Raw genomic sequence first — 2,733 nt, 5'->3', positions numbered from 1 at the left:
GTGCATGGAACTGCAGTCCAGATCAATGGATGCACGGGTCAGGTGCATGGAACTGCAGTCCAGGACGATCGAAGCATGGGTCACACGGGCGCAAGTGCGGTTCAAGTCGATTAAACCGCGGCTCACACGCCCGCAAGTGCGCATCGCCGTGTCCGGTGCCGGACTGCGCCGGCTGCCGCCGGCGCCTCGACCGGCGCCTGCCGATCGCCGTGCAAGGCTGCGCCTTGCGGCCGCCTGCCGCGCGTGGGTCAGGCGTCATGGGAAGAAAAAACCGCGCATCTGCGTGTGATCGCCGGCGGCCGTGCCAGTCTTCGCCGGGTGCCCGCCGCAATGCAGCACGGCGGCGGGCCGTGCCTGGCCATCCCCGTCCTGTCACCCCGGAGTCCGTCGCCGATGATCAGCGATCGCAGTGAAGTCACGAAGATGATCCTGGCCGCCAAGGTCCGCAAAGGCATCCGCTGGGCCGAAGTGGCCGCAAAGGTCGGCCTCAGCAAGGAATGGACGACGGCCGCCTGCCTCGGCCAGATGACGCTCGACAAGACCCAGGCCGGCATCGTCGGCGAGATCTTCGAACTGTCCGACGAGGCGGTCGCGTGGCTGCAGATCGTGCCGTACAAGGGCTCGCTGCCGAGCGCGGTGCCGACCGATCCGCTGATCTATCGCTGGTACGAGATCGTCAACGTCTACGGCACGACCATCAAGGAACTGATCCACGAGGAATTCGGCGACGGCATCATGAGTGCGATCGACTTCTCGATGGACATCTCGCGCGAACCCGACCCCAAGGGCGACCGCGTGCACGTCGTGCTGTCGGGCAAGTTCCTGCCGTACAAGAGCTACTGAGCCCGATCCCGGCGCAACAGCCGGTCCTTTCCGCCCCTTCCCCCTGGCGGGGGAGGGTCTGGGGAGAGGGCGGCCAACCACGCATTCGCGCGGGATCGGCATGCGGCCCGTGGCTCAGCGCACCAGGATCGCGCGGAAGTCGTTGACGTTGGTGTCGGTCGGGCCGGTGACGAGCGCATCGCCGAGCGCGCCGAAGAAGCCGTGGCCGTCGTTGTCGGCGAGGCTCGCCTTCGGGTCGATGCCGAGCGCGCGGGCGCGGGCGAGGGTGGTCGGGTCGCACAGCGCACCGGCGATGTCCTCGGCACCGTCGACGCCGTCGGTGTCGGCGGCGAGCGCGTGCACGCGCGGATGGCCGTCGAGCGCGACGGCGAGCGCGAGCAGGAACTCGACGTTGCGCCCGCCGCGCCCGCGTCCGCGCACCGTTACCGTGGTCTCGCCGCCCGAGAGCAGCACGCAGGGTGCGGTGAGCGGCCGGCCGTGCTGCGCGATCGAGCGGGCGATGCCGGCGTGCACCTTCGCGACCTCGGCGGCCTCGCCTTCGAGCGCATCGCCGAGGATCAGCGGCGTGACGCCGGCAGCGCGCGCCACCGCCGCGGCGGCTTCGAGCGAGCGCATCGGCGTCGCGATCAGGTGGTACTCGCAGCGCGCGAAGCAGGGATCGTCCGGCTTCGGCGTTTCCAGCTCGCCGGCTTCGAGCGCCGCGCGCACGGCCGGCGGCAGGGTGATGCGGTAGCGATCGAGGATCGCCAGCGCATCGGTGCAGCTCGTCGCATCCGCCACGGTCGGCCCGGAGGCGATCACCGCCGGCTCGTCGCCGGGCACGTCGGAGATCGCCAGCGTCACGACCCGCGCCGGCGCGCAGGCCGCGGCCAGCCGCCCGCCCTTGATCGCCGAAAGATGCTTGCGCACGCAGTTCATCGCCGCGATGTCGGCGCCGCTCGCGAGCAGCGCGCGGTTGATCGCCTGCTTGTCGGCGAGCGTCAGCCCCGCGGCCGGCTGCACCAGCAGCGACGAGCCGCCGCCGGAGATCAGGCAGATCACCAGATCGTCGGCGCCGAGCCCGCGCACCGCATCGAGCATGCGCGCAGCCGCCGCGACGCTGTGCGCATCCGGCACCGGGTGCGCGGCTTCGAGGACCTCGATGCGCCGGCACGGCTGGCGCTGGCCGTGGCGCGTGACGACGACGCCGGACAGCGCTGCGGGCCACGCGGCATCGAGCGCCTGCGCCATCGTCGTCGCCGCCTTGCCGGCACCGATGACGACGGTACGCCCGCGCGGCGCTTCGGGCAGGAAGGCGGCGAGACTCAGCGCCGGCTGGGCGGCGGCGACCGCGGCATCGAACAGCGCGCGCAGCAGTCCGGCGGGGGATTCGGGGGGCATGGAGGCGGTCTCCGCAGGCATCTGGAAACGGATCGGCGCTGCGTACCAACCATCCGCAGCGCCAGCGCGTGACAAGCCCGGTGATACCGATCACATCGGAACACACCGTCTTTTCAGCCCCTCGCCGCTTGCGGGAGCGGGGGAGAACAACGCATTTGCATGGGATTTGGCAGGAGTCGTGCGCGGCACCGCACGGCGGAGCCGGCCGCCTCGGGAGCGGGACCCGCGCAGCCCGCCGTGCAGGCCGCGGGATCCGATCCGAGCGTAGCCGCTGCGGGGGCTGTTCGTGCAGCAAGGTGGTGTAATCTGGTGCAGATGCTGCCATCCGGACCCCGCCGCCATGACCGATACCTCCACCGCCCGCAGCACCCGCGCCTCGGTGAGCTTTCCGCCGACGCTCTATGAGGAACTGGTGCGCATCGCTGCGCAGAAGAAGGTGTCGGTGGCCTGGGTGATCCGCGAGGCGGCGGAGCGTTATGTCAGCGAGCGTTATCCGCTGTTCGACGGCCG

The 2,733-nt window shown here is 70.8% G+C and carries 4 protein-coding genes; 3 read left to right on the top strand and 1 reads right to left on the bottom strand.

Annotation, left to right across the window (positions count from 1 at the left end; all coding sequences use genetic code 11):
- Together PKE44_RS17945 and cynS are read left to right on the top strand one after the other, a co-directional pair.
- Nucleotides 1-289 (top strand): hypothetical protein (locus tag PKE44_RS17945; RefSeq protein ID WP_324553984.1); only part of this gene is annotated, 289 nt, incomplete at its 5' end.
- 104 nt (nt 290-393) lie between these two features.
- On the top strand, nt 394-843 hold the full coding sequence (cynS, locus tag PKE44_RS17940; RefSeq protein WP_324553982.1) for a cyanase: 450 nt from the start codon (nt 394-396) through the stop codon (nt 841-843).
- Nucleotides 844-957: 114 nt separating this feature from the next.
- On the opposite strand, the gene PKE44_RS17935 is transcribed toward cynS, so the two are convergent.
- Nucleotides 958-2,223, bottom strand: a complete 1,266-nt coding sequence (locus tag PKE44_RS17935; RefSeq protein WP_324553980.1) for a glycerate kinase — start codon at nt 2,221-2,223, stop codon at nt 958-960.
- Between the two features lie 340 nt (nt 2,224-2,563).
- Here PKE44_RS17935 and PKE44_RS17930 point away from each other — a divergent pair.
- Nucleotides 2,564-2,733 (top strand): ribbon-helix-helix protein, CopG family (locus PKE44_RS17930; RefSeq protein ID WP_324553986.1); only part of this gene is annotated, 170 nt, incomplete at its 3' end.

It is taken from the genome of Plasticicumulans sp. (genome assembly GCF_035331805.1).
In the GTDB taxonomy this organism is placed as follows: Bacteria; Pseudomonadota; Gammaproteobacteria; order Competibacterales; family Competibacteraceae; genus Plasticicumulans.
This window is presented reverse-complemented; position numbering and strand designations above follow the sequence as displayed.